At 31.3% G+C, this 20170-nt stretch carries 13 protein-coding genes; all 13 read right to left on the bottom strand.

Features of this window, described 5'->3' with window-relative positions; all coding sequences use genetic code 11:
* Window positions 1-23: 23 nt before the first annotated feature.
* The 13 genes from Q1A46_RS19410 to Q1A46_RS19350 all read right to left on the bottom strand — a co-directional run bounded on the left by Q1A46_RS19410 (window position 24) and on the right by Q1A46_RS19350 (window position 20038).
* Complete coding sequence (locus Q1A46_RS19410; RefSeq protein ID WP_299683030.1) at window positions 24-440, bottom strand: hypothetical protein; 417 nt, start codon at window positions 438-440, stop codon at window positions 24-26.
* A 144-nt stretch (window positions 441-584) separates the two neighbouring features.
* Window positions 585-1286, bottom strand: a complete 702-nt coding sequence (locus Q1A46_RS19405; protein WP_299683028.1) for a hypothetical protein — start codon at window positions 1284-1286, stop codon at window positions 585-587.
* Entirely contained in the window at window positions 1283-2014 is a 732-nt protein-coding gene (locus Q1A46_RS19400) for a hypothetical protein (RefSeq protein WP_299683026.1), read from the bottom strand. The genes Q1A46_RS19405 and Q1A46_RS19400 overlap by 4 nt, the downstream gene beginning before the upstream one ends.
* A gap of 4 nt (window positions 2015-2018) precedes the next feature.
* The gene (locus Q1A46_RS19395; protein ID WP_299683023.1) at window positions 2019-3152 is read right to left on the bottom strand and encodes an AGE family epimerase/isomerase; all 1134 of its coding nucleotides are present in this window, start codon (window positions 3150-3152) and stop codon (window positions 2019-2021) included.
* Window positions 3153-3166: 14 nt separating this feature from the next.
* The gene (locus Q1A46_RS19390) at window positions 3167-4561 is read right to left on the bottom strand and encodes an MFS transporter (protein ID WP_299683022.1); all 1395 of its coding nucleotides are present in this window, start codon (window positions 4559-4561) and stop codon (window positions 3167-3169) included.
* A 5-nt stretch (window positions 4562-4566) separates the two neighbouring features.
* Complete coding sequence (locus Q1A46_RS19385; RefSeq protein ID WP_299683020.1) at window positions 4567-5583, bottom strand: LacI family DNA-binding transcriptional regulator; 1017 nt, start codon at window positions 5581-5583, stop codon at window positions 4567-4569.
* A gap of 3 nt (window positions 5584-5586) precedes the next feature.
* The gene (locus Q1A46_RS19380; RefSeq protein ID WP_299683018.1) at window positions 5587-6933 is read right to left on the bottom strand and encodes a GntP family permease; all 1347 of its coding nucleotides are present in this window, start codon (window positions 6931-6933) and stop codon (window positions 5587-5589) included.
* A gap of 2 nt (window positions 6934-6935) precedes the next feature.
* Window positions 6936-8807, bottom strand: coding sequence for an NADP-dependent phosphogluconate dehydrogenase (gene gndA, locus Q1A46_RS19375; RefSeq protein ID WP_299683016.1), 1872 nt, complete (start codon window positions 8805-8807; stop codon window positions 6936-6938).
* On the bottom strand, window positions 8800-11055 hold the full coding sequence (bglX, locus tag Q1A46_RS19370; protein ID WP_299683014.1) for a beta-glucosidase BglX: 2256 nt from the start codon (window positions 11053-11055) through the stop codon (window positions 8800-8802). Before bglX ends, gndA begins: the two co-directional genes overlap by 8 nt.
* A 12-nt stretch (window positions 11056-11067) precedes the next feature.
* Entirely contained in the window at window positions 11068-12042 is a 975-nt protein-coding gene (locus Q1A46_RS19365) for an SMP-30/gluconolactonase/LRE family protein (RefSeq protein WP_299683012.1), read from the bottom strand.
* A 1-nt stretch (window position 12043) separates the two neighbouring features.
* Window positions 12044-15250, bottom strand: coding sequence for a VCBS repeat-containing protein (locus Q1A46_RS19360; RefSeq protein WP_299683010.1), 3207 nt, complete (start codon window positions 15248-15250; stop codon window positions 12044-12046).
* 187 nt (window positions 15251-15437) lie between these two features.
* Window positions 15438-16976, bottom strand: coding sequence for a RagB/SusD family nutrient uptake outer membrane protein (locus tag Q1A46_RS19355; RefSeq protein WP_299683008.1), 1539 nt, complete (start codon window positions 16974-16976; stop codon window positions 15438-15440).
* Between the two features lie 26 nt (window positions 16977-17002).
* The gene (locus tag Q1A46_RS19350) at window positions 17003-20038 is read right to left on the bottom strand and encodes a TonB-dependent receptor (protein WP_299683006.1); all 3036 of its coding nucleotides are present in this window, start codon (window positions 20036-20038) and stop codon (window positions 17003-17005) included.
* Window positions 20039-20170 lie beyond the last annotated feature (132 nt).

Here is a 20170-nt window from a genome sequence, read left to right as displayed (position 1 = left end):
TGAACAATAAAACTTTCAAAAAACTATTCTTCTATTATTAAAGAATAGTTTTTTTTTGCTGTGTTATTATCAAAACAAATATTATCACAATCAGACTCGTCATCATCAATTGTACTGTAACAATCTTCTTCAATAATTAACTCTACACTCACGTTATAAATACCTGATTCTACAGGTTTCCCTTCAAGCATTAATTTATTTCCTAACTTATAATAGCTTAAACCTTCAGGAACTCTTCCTACATCAAAAGAATAATGAAAATTTCCATGTCCATTTTTTACTCTTCCCTCAATTTCTTGATAGTATTCTTCTCCTACTTTAACTTTATCAATTCTTGTTGTTCTAATTTCTGCTTTTGCAGGAAAGAAAATACAATCTTCAAAAAACTCATCACAAGAAACAAAAAGTAAAACCACTATTAATAATGCAATTTTTTTCATAGTCTGATAGTTTAATATAAACTTAGCTTTAAAATTGTTTTATCTTTCATCAAAAGTAGTACCAAAAAAAGATAAGATTAAATAATGTAAACTAGAGATTTTCTTTTTTCTTGTTATCTCCAACTTTTCCAATAGGTTACATAATTATTCTTTTTGAACAAATATTGAGTAATCATACATATTCATAATACCTGAAGTGTATGGTGCAATACTTTCTTCACTTGTTTCATCTATACTTTCAATAAATTGATTTAAACTTTTTAATTGAATTTTTCCTTCTTTAATATTTGGAAAATAATACAGCTTCGTTTGAGTGTCTTCTTTCTGAATAATAAGATTACTTTGCTCTGATTTTGAATAGTAATTCACTCCTATTTCCGATTCCTCTTGAAGTTGGAAGATCCCTTCTCTTGAAATTTCTTTATCTATTGTACATCCTTCTTCATCAAAACTAAAAGGTATTGTTTTCGGAAATGAAACAGGCTTTACATAAGGAATATTAAACTTTATTGTTGTTCTGTAGCAATCTGGAGCTCCACAATCAAAACCATGTAAATCGAATACTAAATCGAATTCTATGACTTCTTTATTTCTATGAATTAAATTTCTTAAATACAGTTCCGCTAACAGACTATTTTTAAGGTTTTCGTCTGGTTTAGAAGCTAGCATTTGTTGACGAAGCTTTTTTTGTTTTTCTTCAAAAATTTGTTCATTTTCAAGAAGTTTTTCTTTAAGCTGATTTACCTCTTCTTTTTTTGTAGTTACATTTTCTTCCATTTTATTTTCTTGCTTCTTTTCACCACAAGAAAACAAAATACAAACGACTAAGACAATAGCTATTTTCATAATTTTTCTTTCGACAAAGTTACATCATCTATCCAAACTTTTCTATTACCTCCTCCTTTTTGATAATCTACCCAGCCTAATGTTACTTTTTCAAAGACAGGAAAACTCCATTCTCCATTATTTCCATTTTCTAAACAACCTTTGTCAAAAGATTGATGTTCTTTTAAATCGTGAACTAATTCTTCATTAATCCACAATTGCATATTGTTTGTTTTTCTATTTACATACCAATTCACAACAAACCATTCATTTTCTGGGATTTTCACTTTTGTATGATCCCAACAATCTGATTTTATCGGATTTGTATCGTAATTTGCCATTAAACATTTGTGATGTTGTCCACCATAACGAACCTCAGCATGAAAACCTTGAGCTGTTTTTCCACTCGTTTGAATCATTGTCCAGTGGACTCCATTTGGTGAGGCTTCTTCAACAAACATTTTTAAACTTCCATAATATTCATCTAGTTTCATCAATTTCTCACTTGAAAAAGATAAAAATGCACGATTATCGTAACCTTCTCCTGAAATAAATTTTAAAGATTTATTTCCTGAAACATGTTTTAAAGAATCTATTTCCATTGTACCGTTCCCTGATGTTTCCCAAGGAAAAAAAGTAGTTTGACCAACTCTATAGGTTTCAAAATCGTCTTCTAAAATAATCTGATTTTGAAATTCTTTACAAGAACTCAAACACAATAGAACTAAAATTACACTAAGCTTTTTCATAATTTTAAATAAATGAAGTACACATTCTAACAATATGATATGGTGATTTCCACATGGCAACTTTGGGCACAACTATTGGTTTTCTGTCTACAAATAACTTTTCGTGCCACTCACCATGTTTGTCATCAATAAAATGTTCTTTAGCAAAATTAAATAACTTGTCTCTATATTCTAAATATTTTTCTTCTTTCGTGAACTCGTATAATTTTTGAAATGCAATAATAGTTTCAGTTTGCATCCACCATTGAAAATCTTTGGTAAAATCTTTACTTTTTACATTCTGAAACATATACAAACCTCCAACTTCATCTATCAATTTCATTGAAATCTGACAATAATTTTCAAGTTTAGAAATTAACTTTTCTTGGTATTGATGCTTATCAACTATCTCAGAAAAATCTAATAACATAGCAGGAACTTCAGCGTTATGACCAATTGAAATATTTTCAGTTTTTGATTTCCAATTTTTATCAAAATCCAATTCACAAAACTCGTTTTGATGTAGAAATTTTCTGATTAAAATTTCAAATAAATTTTGAATTTGGTCTTTAAGTTGATCTGTTTTATAAAATTGATAAAGATTAGTATATGCTTCTAAAAGATGTAAATGTGTTCCTAAACTTTTACTTTCAAAATCAATAGGATTTAATTCACGAGTAAGTTCATTATAATAAAAATTAGATTCTTTATTGTAAAAATTGTCTTCTATATATAGAAATAATTCAATACACTTATTTTTGACTTTTTCTTCTTTAGTAACCAAATAATACTCTGACAATCCAAGTAAAGTATAAGCTTGAGCTATAGCTTTTTTTTCAGCATGAATAATATTTCCTTGATCATCTAGTTCCCAAAAAACTCCACTATACTTTTCATCAAAAAAATACTGCTCTATATACACATAACTTCTTTCTAAAACATCTGAAAAATCATTACTTTTTGTATGATTTGCAACTTTTGCAAAAGACCATAATAAACGAGCATTTAAAATTATTCCTTTAGTACTATTAGCTATAGGATTTCCATAAAAATCAAGTTCTCCATAAAAACCTCCATGATTAAAATCGGCAGTTTTTTCAGACCAAAAACTCATGACTTCAGAAAGTACAGCAATCATTTCTTCTCTTAAAGAATGCATTTTTTTATGTAAGATTATTCGTTAGCTTCTGCTCTTTGAATTTTTAACTCTTCTTCGATTTCTTTCATTCTTTTTTGAGTTAATGGATAAGCTAATAATGCTACAACACCTAACAACACAAATACCGCCGGAACAATACTCATGTTTAATTTAATTCCTTGTAACATTTCTGCTGTTTTAACAGCAGCTTGACCGTCATAATTGTACAAATTTAAGACAGCTAAAGTAATAGCTCCAGCTACACCTCCACCGAATTTCATTGCAAAAGTTCCTGCTGAAAAAATTAATCCTGTGGCTCTTCTTCCGTTTTTTAATTCAGAATAATCCGCAGCGTCACCTAACATTGCAAAGAATAAAATAGGCATTAAACCTGCTCCGAATTCTGAGATAATTCCTAAAGTAAAAATGGAACCGATTTGATTTGCTTCTAACCAATACATTGCAGCAACAGAAGCTGCAGAAAATAAAATACTAAAAATGAATAATTTTACTTTTCCAAAAAACTTTGTTAAAGCTGGTGCAAAAAAGGTAGAAATCATTGAAATAACTAACAGTGATAATAGATACAAACCTGCTAATCCGTTTTTACCACCCCAACTCGTTAAACTTCCGAAGAAATTATTTTCATCATTCACATAATGTGTAAAATAGAACATTATTGAACTTTGCTTAATAATGTTGTATGTAACAAATACAAAACCAATAAATAATAAAATCAACCACGGTTTATTATTTGCTAAATCTTTATAATCTTTTGATAAATCGCCCGTTTCAACAGATTTTACACGCTCTCTTGTGGTATAAAAAGTGATAAAAGAAAAACAAACTAAAACAAATGCCAACACATACATAGTGTATTGATATCCTGCATTTTTATCTCCATTTCCTAAAAAATCAACTAACGTAATTACACCGATAGTAGCAATTACACCTCCTAAATATGCTCCGAAGAAACGAAAAGAAGACAATACTGTTCTTTCTTTCTGGCTAGTCGTCATTACTCCCATCAAAGCAGAGTATGGAACATTATTCGCTGTATATGCGAGAATATAAAATATAGACGTTGCATACGCCCAGAAAATTTTTCCTCCCAAACTTAAATCGGGAGTTGTAAATCGTAATACTAAAGCTACACCTAGCGGTAAAGCTGTCCAAAGTAACCATGGTCTGAATTTCCCCCATTTTGTTCGGGTTCTATCAGCAATATTTCCCATGATTAAATCTGTTGCTCCGTCTCCTAAGCGAACTACCAATAATAATGTTGCTACAGCTGCTGTTCCTAATCCGAAAACATCGGTATAAAAAATTGGTAAAAAAGGTCCCATTGTCCTCCATGCAATATTAGCTGCTGTATCTCCTAAGGCATAGCCTATTTTTTCTTTTAATGATAGTTTACTTAATTCTGACATATACTTTATTTGTATTTGGTTGTTTCTCTATGTATTAAACTGGTATCGATAACTAAAGTTTTGTTTTCTGATACATCTTTTTTCTCTATTCTGTCTATTAATAATTGTAAAGCTCTTTTTCCGATTTCTTCGGTATGTTGACTTATCGTTGTTAATTTTGGATTGGTGAAAACCACCACATTCTTTCCTGAAAAACCTATAATAGAAAGTTCCGAAGGCATTGAAATATTGAATTTCCTAGCAATATTTAATGCAACTACACCTAACACATTATCGATTGCAATTATTGCATCGATATCTTTATATGTTGACATAATTTTTTCAATGCTATCATCTACATTTGCATCGTTAGTAACTTCAAAAATTATTGGTGAGTTTTTATATGAATTAGATTCTTCAATTGCTTTTTTATAACCGTCTACTCTTAATTTTCCAACGTTTAATCCTGTTAAAGAATCTAAGAGTATAATCTTTTTTCTTCCTTCAGAAATTAAATAATTCGTTGCTTCGTAAACAGCTTTTAAATCGTCGATAATCACTTTATCACAATCGATAGATTTTATAAAACGATCGAACATTACCACAGGTAATCGATTGTATAACATTAATTCTTCTAAATGTTCTACTTCACCTGAAGTTTGCGTTTCTTCTGCTACAGAAATTAAGAATCCATCCACACTTCCATCAGTTAAAAGCTCGATACTCTTTTTCTCTTTATCAATAGATTCATTTGAAATACAGGTAATAATGCTGTAATCGTGCTTCGAAGCTTCTTGCTCTATACTATGCAATGATCTTGCAAAAAATGGATTCAAAATATTTGGTAAAACAACTCCAATAGTTCTTGTTTTACTTTTCTTTAGACTTAGCGCAGCCTTATTTGGTTTGTAATTATACTTTTTTGCTAATTCTTTAACTTTAGCAATGGTATCTTCACTTATTTCGTAACTGTTGTTTAATGCTTTAGAAACAGTAGATATCGATACATTTAATTCTTTGGCTAAATCTTTTAGTGTAATCATGGCTTAAACGAGTAATGATAAAATGGTTATTATAGTAAAACTTGTTAAAGCTAATATAGTTGTCATTACCGTCCAACTTTTAAACGTTTGTTTTTCTGTTAAACCTAAATATTTTCCAACGAGCCAAAATCCACTATCGTTTACATGAGACATTATTGATGCTCCTGAAGCTACAGCGATTACTAATAATGCTTTACTAGGTTCACTTAAATCTGCTCCAGTTAACAAAGGAGCGGTAACTCCTGCTGCTGTAATCATTGCAACAGTTGCTGAACCTTGAAGAATACGAACTAAAACTGCGATAAAGAATCCGAAAAATAAAACTCCGATCCCGATAGTTGAGAAATAATTTGCTAACATTTCTCCTGTTCCTGTATTCACTAACATTTGCTTAAAAACACCACCAGCTCCTGTTAACAAAATAATTAATCCAGCTGGAGCCATTGAATTCGTTGCAATTTTCAGTAATTCATCTTTTGATAATCCTCTTTTTATTCCCAATAAATACCAAGCGATTAAATTCGCTATAATTAATGCGATAAATGGATTACCAATCATTCCGATCCAATCTTTCACATTTTGAGGAACTAAATCTTCACCTATTAACGGACTGTTTAATAATGTATTTGCAACAATTAAAACTATTGGAATTCCGATAATCATAATAATTAATCGTACCGCTGGATAATTTTGAATTTCAGTTGTATTAGAAGATAATTTTGGTGCTTCTATATGAATTTTATTAGCAATATAATTTGCAAATATTGGTCCGCATACCACAGCTGTTGGAACTCCAACAATAAAACCGAAGAGAATTACCCAACCTAAATCAGCTTTTAAAATATCGGAAACTGCAACTGGACCTGGCGTTGGCGGAATAAATGAATGTGTAATTGCTAAACCAGCTAATAAAGGAATTGCATACAACAACAATGACTTTTTTGTTCTTCGCTGTAGTGAATATACCAATGGAATTAAAATGATAAACGCTACATCAAAAAACACTGGTATTGCAACTAAAAATCCGGTTAACATTAATGCCCAAGATGCTCTTTTATCTCCAAATTTGGATAACAAATAATTTGCTAAGGCTTCTGCTCCACCAGATTGCTCTAAAATAGAACCAAAAATTGCTCCTAACCCAACAACTAAAGCTACAAAACCTAATGTTCCTCCCATACCTTGTTGCATGGTTGTAATAATTTCTTTTGGAGGCATTCCTGAAAAAACTCCAACAAAAACACTTGCTATAAGTAACGATATAAATGCCTGAATTTTAAAACGTAAAATTAAAACCAGTAAAATAGCTACTCCGCCTAAAACTGCAAGAACTAAATTAAAATCTAACATATCTAGCTCCAATTATGATGAAACGTTTCTTCTCCTTCAACATCGATTCTTTGATATCTATGCGCTCCAAAGAAATCTCGTTGTGCTTGAATGACATTTGCAGAAGATTTTTCTGTTGTCATAGCTACCCAAAAATTATACGATTCGTATAAACAAGGAACATGAATTCGATTTAATATCGCATAATTTAAAACAGAAGCAATACTTGATTCATTTTTGAACAATTCTAAGATTGCTTTTTCATCATCGAAAAGTGTGGTTACTTCTTTTAAAATCTTACTATATTCTTTTATTTTTTCAGATTTAATGATACATCCGCTAGACCAAACTCTACAGATTTCAGCTAAGTCTAAATTCCAATTGTACTCTTTAGAAGCTTCTTGTAATAACTGAAAACCTTGATGTAAATTTATAGTTCTTGCAAAATCATATGCTTCTTCTAATTGTTTCAAATCCACTGTTTTTTTTGGAGTTATATCTTGTTTATAAGCTGATAATCGTTTACGTTCATCTTTAAAAGAAGACGTATAACGTGCATGAACTGCTGCTGTTTTTACTGTTGTTGGAATTCCTAATTGTAATGATGCGATGCTAGACCATGATCCTGTTCCTTTATTTCCAGCTCTATCTAAAATAGTGTCTAAAACATAGGTTTCATTCTCTTGTTCTTCTAGAATTTTTGTTGTGATTTCTAATAAATAACTCGAATGTTTGCCTGAATTCCATTGTTTTAAAAGTGAAGCAATTTCTTCATAACTCATAGTTTTAGATAAAATCGCATACACCTCAGCCAAAAGTTGCATGTCTCCATATTCTATTCCGTTATGGACCATTTTCACAAAATGACCTGCTCCGTCTGGACCAATATAATTGCAACATGCTTGTCCGCTTTCATCTTTAGCAGCTATTGCTTCTAAAAATTTAGCAACTTTATCATAACTTGACTTATTTCCTCCAGGCATTAAAGACGGACCTTTTAAAGCTCCTTCTTCTCCTCCAGAAACACCTAAACCTATAAATTCTATATTTTTTTTCTGAAGATTATCACTTCTCTTTTTTGTATTTTCATAATGAGAATTTCCTCCATCAATTAAAATATCACCTTCATCTAAAAAAGGCATAATACTATCAATAACAGTATCTGTAACTTTTCCAGCTTTAATCATCATTAAAATCTTACGAGGCTTTTCTATAGAATCCACAAAATCTTTTAAAACTGTAAATCCTAAAACTTTATCATAAGAATTGGCATCTACAAAAGCTTCAACTATTCCTTCTTCTCCTTGAGTTTCTCTATTATAAACTGATAATGAAAAACCATTGTTTAAGATATTTTTTGCTAGGCTTTTCCCCATTACACCTAAGCCTAGTACACCAAAAGATGATTTATCCATAACTTTTGTTATTGTTTTTATAATTTCTGAAGGATCTTTATCTATATCGATATGAGTTCCGTAAGAAGGAACTTCCAAACAGTCAAATTGAGATTTTAGCATTGCTGATCCCATAAAATGCCCAGATCTTTCCTCCATTCTATTCTTTATCAATTCGTATGTTCCGTTTAAAATACACCAATGAATATTGGTTATATTTTTAGCAAGAATTTGTCGATACGATTCTTTTAATGCAGAACAACCTAAAATTATCCCTTGATTTCCTTCAGCTTTTATTAATTCTTGATTTAAAATTTCGAGCCATGGTTTCCTATCTTCATCATTTAAAGGAATTCCATTGCTCATTTTTTCAACATTTGACTTTGGATGAAAATCATCTGCATCTATAAAAGGAATAGCGATTTCTTTAGAGAGCAATTTTCCAATAGTAGATTTCCCACTACCACTTACTCCCATTAAGATGATAATTTTACTACTCATAAACGAAACTACCTTTTAATCCTTCTGCAGCGTTTTTTCCGATCCAAACATTAAAATCTCCCTTTTCTACTCCGTAAATAAGTTCGCTGTTGTAATATTTTAAATCTTTCACACCAATAGAAAAACTTACTTTTTGTTCTTCTCCTTGTTTTAAACTTACTCTCTTAAATCCTTTTAATTCTTTCACAGGTCTAGTAATACTTCCAACAACATCTTGCACATAAAACTGTACTAATTCTTCACCATCTCTTTTACCAGTATTTTTCACAGTAACCTCAACAGTTATTTCATTTGTATCAGTTAATTTATTCGTTGATAATTTTAAATTACTATACTCAAAAGAAGTGTAACTTAAACCATATCCAAAAGGAAAATGAGGCGTGTAACCTACATCTAAATAATGAGAAGTATTACCTAATGAACTTTGCCAAGCTCCTACAGGAATATCGTTCATTTGTACAAACTCTTCTGGAATTGCTGGTCTTCCTGTGTTTTTATGATTATAATACAATGGCAATTGACCTGCTACTTTCGGCCATGTAACTGGTAAACGACCTTGCGGCTCTTTTACACCAAACAGCATGTCGTGAATAGCAGGTCCTCCCATAGTCCCAGGATGCCAAGCCATTAAAACAGCATCGACATCGTTAATAATATTTGTTAATGTAATTGGTCTACCTGCCATGATAACCAACACAATTGGTTTTCCTGTTTTTGCTAATTCTTTAATTAATTTTTCTTGTGCTCCTGGTAAATCTATATTCGCTCTACTATGCGCTTCACCAGAAAGAATTGCTTCTTCACCACCAATAAAAACAATAACATCTGATTTCTTTCCTGCGGCGATTGCTTTTTGAAAATCTTTTTCAGACAGATCTCTACTGTACGATAATCCTTCTACGAAGTCGTAATTTACATTTGCTTTTTTGAAACTTGCTACTGGAGTTACCGTATGTGTTTTATCTCCATCAAAAGTCCAAGTCCCTAATTGTTCTCTTGGTTTATCAGCTAATGGTCCGATTACGGCAATTTTGGTTTCTTTACTGAAAGGCAAAATATTTCCTTCATTCTTTAATAAAACAGAACTTTCAATTGCGGATTTTTTTGCCAATTCTAAATGTGATTCAGCATATAAATTTCCAGTATGATTTTTATCTCTATTCGGATTGTCAAATAATCCCATTCTAAATTTTACTCGTAAAATCTCAGCTACTAGACTGTTGATTTGAGTTTCATTTAGTTTTCCTTCTTTCAGTAAATCTTTTACATGATTTTCATAGGATTTACTGGTCATTTCCATATTTAATCCAGCAGTGATTCCTATCTCAGCAGCATGTTTTTCATCTTTGGCAAATCCATGAGGAATCATTTCAGTCACAGAATTCCAATCACTTACTACAAAACCATCAAACTTCAATTGCTTTCTTAAGATATCTTGTAATAACTTTTTATCACCAGAGGCTGGAATTCCGTTAGTTTCATTAAACGAAGTCATTACCGTTTGACTTCCTGCTTCAAAAGCTGCTTTAAAAGGTGGTAAATACACATTTTGCATTAACTCTTTATTAATGATTGCTGTGTTGTAATCTCGACCACCAATAGCTGCTCCATAACCAATAAAATGCTTAGCACAAGCAATCATACTTGTAGAACTTTTTAAATCTTCTCCTTGAAAACCTTTTATATATGCTGTTGATAATTTTGATGCTAAATACGGATCTTCACCAGGAGATTCTGCAATTCTTCCCCAACGGCTATCTCTAGCTATATCTAACATTGGAGCGAATGTCCATCGAATACCAGAAGATGAAGCTTCTACTGCAGCTACTCTTGAAGAAGCCTCTACTGTTTCTGGATTCCAAGAAGCTGCCAATCCTAAAGGAATTGGGAAAATTGTTTTAAAACCATGAATGACATCTCTAGCAAAAATTAATGGAATTTTATTCGGACTTTCCTCTGTTGCAATTTTTTGTAATTCATCTACATAATTAGTATTCATTACATTTAAAAAAGCTCCTACTTTACCATCTCTTACCGCTTGTTTTAATTCTTCTGGTAATGAACCTTTTACTCTACTCGATGTTCCTCTTAAATTTAATTGTCCGATTTTTTCTTCAATGGTCATTTTAGCCAATAAAGCTTGAACTTTCTTTTCAACAGGATTATTACTTGTATTTTTTATTTCTTCATTTTTACATGAAACCAACACTATTGCTAGTGTACATATGATTAATTTGGTTATTTTCATTTAAGTAGTCGTTTATTTTAATTCAGCAATTTGAATACTTGGTTTCTTAAAAAAGTTGCTTTTAACTCCTTTTTCTTTTAGTTTAATTTTGAATACCGAACCTGCTAAAGGAAATTGTTTTTTCTCTTCATCTGTCATATCTACAGAAGCTGTAGTTATGTATAATTCATCAAAATTATCGCCACCAAAAGCACATGATGTTACATTGTGTGCTGGTACTTGAATTTTCTTCTCTAAAGCTCCTGTTTTTGGATTGTATTTTGCCACAGCATTTCCATTCCACATACCAACCCATAACATATCTTGATCATCTATTGCCATTCCATCAGGAAAACCATCTTTCGGATCGACAGTTACCACTACTCTTTCATTAGAAATTTCACTTGTTTTTTTATCATAATCGAAGGCACGAATTGTTCCTTTAGGTGTGTCGATATAATACATAGTAGATTTGTCTTTCGACCAAACAATTCCATTAGAAATTGTAATTCCATCTAGCATTTTATCACTCTCTCCTTTTTCATTAATTTTATACAAGTTTGCATTTGGTTTATTTTGTGCTAAATGCATTGAACCTACCCAAAGATTTCCATTTGGATCACATTTTCCATCGTTAAAACGATTTTCCGTCATATCTGACTCAACATCTGACAACAACGATAATTCTTTAGTTTTTGTATTTACTACATAAATTCCATCTTCTAAAGCTACAATAGCTTTATTTTTGTCTTCACTTGGAACAACAGTACCAATTCTACAAGGCATTTCTATTGAAGAATTCTGCTTTGAACTTGGATTATAAATATGTAATTTCTTTCCTTCTATATCGATCCAATACAATTCTTTAGAAATATGATTCCATATTGCTCCTTCTCCTAATTTTGCATCAATTTTAAACTCTAATTCTGCTTCTTCTTTAACTTGTTTTACATTCTCTTTGCACGCTATCGCGTTTAGAATTACCAAAAGGATTATTATTTTTTTCATCTTATTTTTCAACTTTTATAAACTGAATGAAATCGTTGTTTTTGATAGAAATTATGTGCTCTTCTCCTGCTATATGTATTCGCTGTAAATCTTTCACATCACCATTTGTAAAGAAACCGCTTTCTGTAACCGGAACAGGATTTAAATTACCGTTTCCATCACCATGCAATAGCAATCCATAACCTGCATCGTTTCGAGGTGTTTCTACTTCTGAATTGTGTAAATTTCCTGCGATTAAAATGTCTTTATTACCATCACCATTATAATCATCTACAAGAATTTGATTAATGCTCGACAACTGTGCTTCTACAGGAAGTTTTTTTATCTCAAATTTTCCATTCTTATTTTCTAGATAAATACTAGCAAATGATTTTACTTGGTAATGCAACGAGTTTTCTAAATTCTTTTTCCCATAAACATCAATTAAAGTTGCTCTAGAAAACTCATCATAATTTTTAAATTTCTTTTTTATCCCAGGAACTTGTTCAGAAGAACATTGTCTTCCTCTTACAGGATATTGCTTTCCTTTATTGTAGTAACTTAATACGATATCTGATTTTCTATTTTTATCAAAATCTTTCATGTAGATATCGAAAGTTTCATCTTCAGTAGCTTTATATTTATAGTTTAATCCGTTGTTTCCTAATACAAAATCTAAATCTCCATCATTATCGAAATCACCAGAAGCAATACTCCACCACCAACCTGTAGTATCTTTTGATAAACCTAATTTTTCGGAAACATCTGTAAACTTTCCTTTATTATTTTTAAACACTTTTATTGGCATCCATTCGCCAACAATGATAATATCGTCCCAACTATCATTATCAAAATCTATGATTAAAGCACTAGTTGCCATTCCTAAATCTTGAAAACTAGGCGCGATGTTTTCTGTAACATTATTAAATTGAACTGAAGTATTCGTAGATGTATTCTCGAGAATAAAAGAAGATGTTGGCATTGGATATTTCCCTGCTAATTGTCTTCCTAAAACTAAAACATCTTGTTTTCCATCTTTATTAAAATCAATTTTATATGCTTTAGAACCACTAATTTTTAATTCTGGAATTGATTTCGATTTCGAGAATTTTCCATTTCCATCATTTATATATAACCTATCTATAAATCTCTTAGAATCTGAAGAAAATTCGTAACCTCCACTAACTACATATAAATCTTGATCTCCATCATTATCAGCATCAAAGAATAAAGTTCCTGTGTCTTCTGATAATTCATCTTTTTTGAAAATTGTTGTTTTATCTTCTTCAAAACCATCTTTGTTTTGAATAAATAATTTTGCTGATTTTCCGTAAGAACCTCCAATATAAATATCTTCTAAACCATCGTTATTTACATCTGCAACTCCAACAGCTGGTCCTAAAGTTGACATTTTATGCGGTAACAAAACTTGCGTTTGAAAGTCGTCGTGTTCGTTTTCAAAATGTTTGATTTCTTGAGATAATTTTTGATTGGTAGTAAATGATAAATTTGTACTTTCTTTATTTACACTAACTTTTACTATTGCTTTTTCTTTATTAAAAAGTAGTGTTTGGTTGGGTTTTATATTTTTTACAACCTCAACATTTTTTGTATCCCAAATAACTTTTACACTATCTATTTTTGAAATATTTCCTAATCCGAATAATAATTCTGGAGCAACTGAAGATTGAAAACCTCTAGTTAGTGTTAACTCTTGAACTTGTTTTTGTTTTTTAGTAAAAACATGAACTCTAGCATTTATTCCGAAAGGATTTTGATGATCTCCTTTAAGTTTCACTTTTAAGAAGTTATTTTTTTCAGAAGCATTATTCTTAAAAATCGTAGCAACCTCATCTATATTATTCACAACTAAATCTAAATCTCCATCATTATCTAAATCTCCATAAGCTACACCATTTGAAAAACCTTTATGTTCAATTCCCCATTCTTGATTGACCTTTGAAAATTCTAATCCGTTATGATTTTGAAACATAAAATTATCAATCTTCTCACTTGGTATTTTTTTAGTTTTATCTAATAAGGTAAGATTATCATATTTTTCATCTCCAATACTATTAAAGAAATCTTTGTTATTTACTTCTCTTCTTATTCCATTTGTGATATATAAATCTTTATAACCATCGTTATTAAAATCGGCAAATAATGGAGCCCAACTCCAGTCTGTAGAAGAAGTTCCTGTTAAACGGGAAACATTAGAAAATTTTGGAATTCCATTTTCAATATATCCAGAATTTAACTGTAAGCAATTGTGCATATACTGATAATGAAAACCGTATAAAACTGTTTCATAAAATAACCTTGGATTCATACTAGACATGTTGGCTTTTTGACGACGATTGTCATCAGAATCCATATCTGCCTGAAAAACATCCATAAAACCATCGTTATTGATATCTGCAATATCGATTCCCATACCATAAAAAGCTGTTTGTGAAGTAGCTTCTTTAATCACTTCTTTAAAAGTTCCATCTTGATTGTTGATGTACAAGAAATCTGGTACACTATAATCATTAGAAACATATAAATCTGTCCATCCATCATTATTAATATCTGAAGCTGTAATTCCTAATGAAAAACTATAGTTTTGAACTCCGCTTTCTTTAGAAACATCAATAAATCTTCCTTCATCATTCCTATATAACCTATCTGATTCTTCAGGTTTAACATTATCCATACGATGTTTGTACACCATATTTGAAGTTGAAGGATGTGCTCGTGGATAATTAGCTATATAAGCATCTAAATCTCCATCATTATCATAATCGAAAAAAGTAGCTTGCACAGAATTTCCTGTATCAGCTAAACCATATTCTTCAGCTTTTTCAGTGAATGTATTGTCTTTATTATTGACAAATAATTGATTTTTTGTATCACCATCGATACCAGAAACTGAACAATAAATATCCATATAACCATCGTTATTGATATCGACCATTGTAGTTCCTGTATACCATCTGTTATCTCCAGAAATCCCTGAAGTATCAGTAATATCTTCGAATTTTAAATCACCTTTGTTTAAATATAATTTATTGGAAACTTGATTTCCAGTAAAAAAAACATCTAACAACCCATCATTATTAATATCTCCAATAGAAATTCCCCCTCCCATATAAATAGAGGTATAAGTGAAGTAATTAAATTTTTCTGTTTCCTTTAAATCATTACTAAAATTGACATTTGTCTCCTTAGAATCTACCTTAGAAAACATTTTTAAATTTTTATTTTTTTCAATTTGAGGTTTGCATCCCAATAAAAGGACAATAAGGAAAAAACTCAGAAAACTTCTCATAAATAACAGATGAATAATTAATAAAGCAGCATGAAAAATCATACTGCTTTACTAAGTTTAGATTATTAATTCAAATACAATCTACAGCTATGATATTTTATCAGGATTAGTATCCTGGATTTTGATCTGCATCAGTAAGCCCAGTATTCTTATCAATTTCAGTTTGAGGAATTGGGAATAAATCGTTTTTAGATGTATAACCAGTACCAGCCAATTCTGTAGCTGCTCTTCCCCATCTTACTAAATCCCAAAAACGTTGACCTTCGTGAGCTAATTCTAAGAATTTTTCATTCACAATAGCATCAAATAAACTACTTCCAGAAGTAGCAGGATCAATATCAGCTAAACCAGCTCTTTGTCTAATTTTGTTTAACTCAGTTCTAGCCGCCGGATCGTTTCCTGCTTGATTATATGCTTCAGCAGCTAATAACAACACCTCTGCATAACGGAATAAACGGAAATTTGTAGTATAATTTAATTCACGAACTCCTCCTGAACTAGTATCTTCAGATCTTGTAGCGTACTTTAAACGTATAGCACCTTCATAATCCCAAATTACACCTCCTGTAGCAGAACCAGCATCTACTGCTCCTCCTGCTGCAATTAACTCAGCTTCTGTCATTAAAGTTGCTCCTTTTCTTACTACATCACCACTAGCATCAAATGCCATTGCTAATTTATTAGTTGGTAAATTGAATCCCCAACCGTTTAATAAACCAATAGAGTTTACATTAAAAATTCCATCTCCTCTTGGCCCCATTAATTGGATATGTAGATTACTTTCGTTTCTACCTCCCCAAGCAATATTTCCCCAATCTCTTCCTGTAGTAGAAATATACCCTAATTCTAATAATGATTCTTGACCGAATTCATTATCTACAGACCAAACATCAGCAGGAGTAGCTTCTAAATCGTGAGATGGATCGTTTATTACTGATTCAAAAAATGGAATAGCTTGATTATAATTTCCTTCAAAAACTAAAACTTTACCCATTAAAGCTTCCGCAGCTCCTTTTGAAACTCTAAACACATCTGACACTGCAGATTTTGATGGTAAAAACTGAATAGCATCTGCCAAATCTGCTTTAACTTGTGTATAAATTTCAGAACGTGACGATTTACCTAAACCAAAATCTTCTGCTCCTTCTGGTAACTGTAAACGTAATGGCACATCACCGAACATTGTAGTTAACTCAAAATAACACCAAGCTCTAAAAAACTTAGCTTCAGCAGCAGCTCTATCTTTATTACTTAAGCTACTACCTTCTAAATTCTGAATAACTAAGTTAGATAATGCGATCGTTCTATAATATAGATCCCAAATACTTTGTATTGATGAATTTGATGTAGACACATTTGTATAATCATCAATATCTTGCAATTGTTGTTGATCTCCTGAATTTCCACCAGCAGCATTTGCATCGTCTCCTGGTAATAATTTTACTAAAAATGCACTATGCCAATCTCTAGCATAATTAAACTGCATTAGATCATAAATTCCGATAACAGCTTGCTCAACATTACTTTCTTCTAAAAAGAAAGTATCAAGATCCTGAACATTTTCTGGAGGATTATTTGTAAAATCCTCACTACATGCAATAATTCCTAAGCAAATAAATGCTAATCCAAAAATTATTTTTTTCATTTAATTAATTTGTTTGTTAAAAATGATTAAAAGTTAACTGAAAATCCAAAAAGCGCTCTTGCTGCAGTTGGATAAAAACCTCTATCTACACCTGTATCGTTAAAACTGAAGTTACCTATCTCTGGATCTAAACCATTATATCCAGTGAATGTAAAAAAGTCATCTAAAGATACGTATAATCTTACTCTATTCATACGTAATTTATTAGTAAAACTCTCTGGTAACGTGTATCCTAGTTGAATTTGCTTAATTCTCATAAAAGAACCATCTTCTACTACTAAATCTGTATCATATGCAGATGTAACATTTGCCGCAGATGGGAAAGTAGCATTTGTATCTCCAGGCCCTGTCCATCTTCCTTCAAAAAACTGAACTGGTTTATTCGTTATTGGTCGAGAAGGTTGGTGATATGTTGCGAAAATATCATTTCCGATAGTTCCTTGGAATTGCACATTAAAATCAAATGCTTTATATCCTAATCTTATGTTACCTCCGAATAAAATATCTGGATGTGGAGAACCTATAAAAGTTTTATCTGCGTTATTGATAATTCCATCACCATTAGTATCTACTTTATTTACCTCTCCTGTAGCAGCATCTATACCATTCGTTTCGAATCCATAAAAATACCACGCTGGAAAACCTTCAGAAAACCTTGTTACACCATCATCATTTTGTGGCGCCCCAGCTCCTACTAAAGAAGTACCATCTGGTAAAAATTTAATTTCTGTAACTTCATTATCTAAAGTAGATAAGTTCGCATTGATTTGATAACTAAAATCTCCTGAAGTTGTATCAGAATATCCGATTTCGAATTCGAAACCTTTATTTACTATTGTACCTGCATTAAATGAATTTGAATTAAAACCAGCTGAACCAGGAGTAATTAAACTACCATCTAATACTATTAAATCTCTTGTTGTTTTTTGGTAATAATCTGCAGAGAAATTTAATCTACTTTCGAAAGCTCTAACATCAATACCAAAACCTAATTGCTCAGAAGTTTCCCAAACTAAATTAGGATTTGCAAAACCAGTAATTTGAGCACCTACATTTCCTAAATAACTTAATGTAGCTCCGTTATCTTCATTAGTTACAGCAATTACATCAGAGTTTCCTGCTAAATTACCTTTGTTTCCATTTTGTCCCCAACTTGCTCTAGCCTTAAGATAATCTACTTTGAAATCATCTGCCCAAAAATCTTCTTTTGATATTACCCAACCAGCAGAGAATGATGGAAATATCGCTGCTCTATTTGCTGAAGGGAATTTATCTGATTTATCTCTTCTAACCGTAGCCTCAAACAAATATTTCTCATCAAAATCATATGATAAACGACCATACATAGAAACTAAGTTATCTCTAAAAGTTCTACTAATTGGTGAATTTGGATCTTCTGTAAACGCATTAGAATTTGGATTAAAACCTCTAAATAAATTCACTGGAGCAGACAATAACCTTGTAGTAAACGTTGGCCTTCTACTTTGCTCTGCTGAAAAACCAGCTAATACTTTAAAGTTATGTTGATCAAATGATTTCTCATAAGACGCAAAATTTTCCCAAAGCCATCTACTAAAACGAACTTTAGAAGTTCTAATATTATATTGTGTATTAGAAGCTTCAGAAGCAACATAATAAGCATTAGTATTTGTGCTGTTTAAAAATAAGTTTTGCTCAACACCATATCTTGTTGTAAAATTTAAACCTTCAATTATTTTTGCTTTTAAATATAATGTTGACAAAAACTGACTTGTACTATTAATATTTTGTTGAATTGAATTTGCAAAAGCAACAGGGTTAATTACTTCACCTGTAGAATATGTAGGATAACCATATACATTTCCATTACTATCTCTTAAAACTGGAACCCCATTATCTCTAGATCTTTGAATAACACTAGCAGGAACACTTCCAGGTTCGTAAGTAACTGGTGTAAGTGGATCTATAATTAACATATTTTGAATTACACCTCTTGTATCACTATTCTCAGAAATACCTCTTCTTTTAATAAACGCCGCATTAGCATTAGCTCCAGCTTCTAACCATTTTGTTACATCCGTCTTAAGATTTAAACGCATTGAATTTCTTTGGAAATTAGAATTATCTCCACCAACAATACCATCTTGACTTGTATGTCCTACTGAGAAATAATAAGATGTACTTTCTGTAGCACCAGACATACTAAAATCATAACGTTGCATAAATGCAGAGTCAAAAGTTTCATCAATCCAATCCGTATCTACACCATTATCAACTACAGCTGTTATTCCACCTTCATTCATGTAAGTTACGAACTGCTCTGCATTCATTAACTCCATATTAGTATTTAAGTATTGCATACCTAACTGAGAACTAAAAGAAAACTGAGGACCTCCAACACGTCCTTTTTTAGTAGTTACAATTACTACTCCGTTAGCTCCTTCAGTACCATAAATAGCAGCAGAAGCAGCATCTTTTAACACCTCTATATTCGCAATATCGGATGGTGCAATATTGTCAATTGTAGTCACTTTCATTCCATCTACAATAAATAACGGATTTGAACTACCACTTGAACCTGTACCTCTAATACGAATCTTAGTCTGTGAACCTGGAGAACCAGAAGACGAAGATACCGTTACACCTGATGCACGACCTTGTAAAACCTGATCTACACGTTGATTAGAAACACTTTGTATTTCTTTACTATCTATACTAGAGATAGCACCGGTTACCAAACTTTTCTTTTTAGTTCCATAACCTACTACAACTACTTCTTCTAATGTACTTGTATCTTCTTCAAGAGTCACATTAACAGTAGTTCTTCCATCTACAGCAATTTCAATTGTTTTGTACCCTACATAACTGAAAACTAAAACATCATTTGATTTAACATCATTTAAAGAATATTTACCATCGAAATCTGTCTCAGTTCCACGAGTAGTTCCTTTAACAATTACATTTACCCCAGGAAGCGGACCGGAGTTGTCGGACACAACTCCATTTACATTTTGTGCATTTAGACCGAAAGTAGATATCAGCATAAATGTTAGCAAGAAAAACGAAAAGATATTTTTTTTCATATTAATAAGTAATTTGGTCATTTTTTGATCAAAAAGCAATTTCAAAACACATTAATTAACATAATATCAAAATGTTTTGATACACTTTTAGCTACAAAAATTATTGTTTAACACAAAAGTATATCCAATATT

It is taken from the genome of uncultured Tenacibaculum sp. (assembly GCF_947502995.1).
Lineage (GTDB): Bacteria > Bacteroidota > Bacteroidia > Flavobacteriales > Flavobacteriaceae > Polaribacter.
The sequence above is the reverse complement of the archived record's forward strand: the minus strand, read 5'-3'. Positions and strand labels throughout refer to the sequence as shown.